Origin of the sequence: Endozoicomonas sp. ONNA2 (assembly GCF_024606365.1) — a bacterium.
Classification (GTDB): domain Bacteria; phylum Pseudomonadota; class Gammaproteobacteria; order Pseudomonadales; family Endozoicomonadaceae; genus Endozoicomonas.
This window is the reverse complement of sequence record NZ_JAHHPO010000968.1, coordinates 1-2,238: the sequence shown is the minus strand read 5'-3', so window position 1 is coordinate 2,238 and position 2,238 is coordinate 1. Positions and strand designations below refer to the sequence as shown.

The following is a 2,238-nucleotide window of genomic DNA, read 5'->3' as shown; positions in this document are numbered from 1 at the left end:
TGCCGACACATGTAACTGGCAAAGGCGTTTGGCTAATGGTGAGCAGTCGGACAGAATGGGCTCATCATTAGCAGACCTTTCGGCTGGTTTGTTGGCCCTGGTATTCCCATTTGGATGAGTTGTCGTGCCTTGATAATCAGGACTATAAATTTTAGTAGGTAACATTAAGATACACTCTCCAGTGAACCAGTGAATCTTCATACAAAAGGTTTTATCACTACTAATTGCTCCATTTTCGGCTCATATCGCAACGCTATTTAACTGCATTGAGATTTTTGTGCCAAGCGCTTCAACTTATGAGATAGCGCCCAACATTGTTTAATAACTTCGGGGTTTGTGCGGATTGCTGACCTGAGAAATGTATCATCACTTTCAAGACTATAATCCACATACATCAAGGCACGAGGTGTATGTTTAATTAAGCCCAGTATATACTCGCGATCCTTCAATAACGTTTTGCTGGCACATTTGAGGAAACGAACTTTATCAGCAATGACGATTTGAATAATGTTTTTATCACTTCTTATCCTGTCACTAGCGTACTCCAAAGCACTGCCACTCTGTTTGATAGCAGCCACGACAATTTCATCATTATCCTGAAATTCCGGGCTTGCATATTGCAGCAGATCACCATCTTGTTTAATTGCGGTCATGACAACATCTTTATCATTTTTCAGTTCCCGGCTAACACATTCCAGGTCATCCGGATATTTCGCAATGATTGATAACACAAGGTCTTTATCATTTCGAAGCCGTTGGCTGGCATACTGCAGCCCCTGCTTCAGCAGGATATTCGTGACCTTTTCTTTATGGTCTGAAAACTGCTGGCCCGGTGGAATTTTAAACACCGGGTGGTAACAGTAAGACGGTTCGATAACAAAGCATTCACCCACCAAATCATACACAAGATCAACCAGGGGAGTTGCGTTTTTGTAATCTGACAATAAAAGATGATGTAACAGCTCCCTGCGTATGACCTCATTGATTTCATCACTCATGAACATTTCCCGAATATGGTCATCCGATTGTGTCGCGCACTCTGCCAGCCGTCGACCATGGTCAATAAGTTGCTGCTGGTGGTAGCTTAAAAACTGGTAACAACCGGATAACTGGTAGCTATCGGAATTGATTCGTTGAATACGCCTGTAAGCCGACGGAAACTTGTAAGCCATTGAGAAAAGATAATGTTGAAAGGCGAATCTTTCGACTTCTGTCGTAAAATCACTATCAAGGCGTTGTACCAGCAAGCCAAAGCTCCAGTGACTCGGGTCTTCTTCAAAAACAGCTATGTCTTGCATATACACATCCAAGTCAGAAAGCGCATATATTGCAGTTAGCAGTTTTTCAAAGGCAACCTGCATGTCTTTTTTTGATTTCATTTGGGTACATTCGACGATAATTCCTCCCGCTGCGGCGTTGCAACTCAGTTTCATGTTGTCAGAATTTTCATCCAGTCCGATCGCTTTCAGTAACTGCACCAGAAACCACATACGTTTTACCTTGCCGGGTTGATATTTATAACCCAGGTCAGAAAATTTCAGCCTCAAGGTTCGTCCCTTGCCTCCCTCTGCATTTTCAAGTAGCTCGATAATGCCCACATGACCGCCAAAGCTCAGGTTAACAATCAAGGCGTGATCCATATTGATGACCACCCCACTAAACAGTGATGCTTCGATATATGTTTTGGTGGTCGGCGTTAATAGCGGTACCTTTTCACTGCCCGGGGTCGTGCAATCAACATGGTTAATATATGTTGTCGTAGATAGCCTGCCCTGGCCAGAAGCCAGAGTCACTGGTGCCAGCGCCTCTACAAAGCGACTATGCAGGGCAAAAATCAGATCATGGACACTCCGGACCTGCTCAACCTTCGGGCGATTAAGAGCCTGAAGACAGGATTGCAGCTGATGGCAGGCTGCCATCCATTGGCCAAACGTGCCCTCGGGTAGCGGTAGTGCCTCATCCGTATGCAGGGGGTGGATGATAGTCTCTAACCTTGAGCTGATGGTCTGTTTCAACGCCTCGAACCGGGTGGTCAATAGCGGTAATTCGTCCTGTAATGACCGGAGCCGGGGTGAACTGTGGTTACCAGCGAGCAGCAAGAATGCCCGATAGCCCTCCAACAGTGCTTCAGCGCCATAAACCAGCCGATTTACGCTGTCCCTGGTCGCTGCTACCAGCTTTGAGCGTTGTGGTGACATGCTGAGTTTTACCGGGTTGGCCAGACAATCCAGTCCGCCG

The 2,238-nt window shown here is 46.0% G+C and carries 1 protein-coding gene; it reads right to left on the bottom strand.

The features are described from left to right. Positions 1-257: 257 nt before the first annotated feature. Positions 258-2,238: DUF4116 domain-containing protein (locus tag KDK14_RS17130; RefSeq protein WP_257266400.1), on the bottom strand; the 1,981-nt coding region annotated here is incomplete at its 5' end.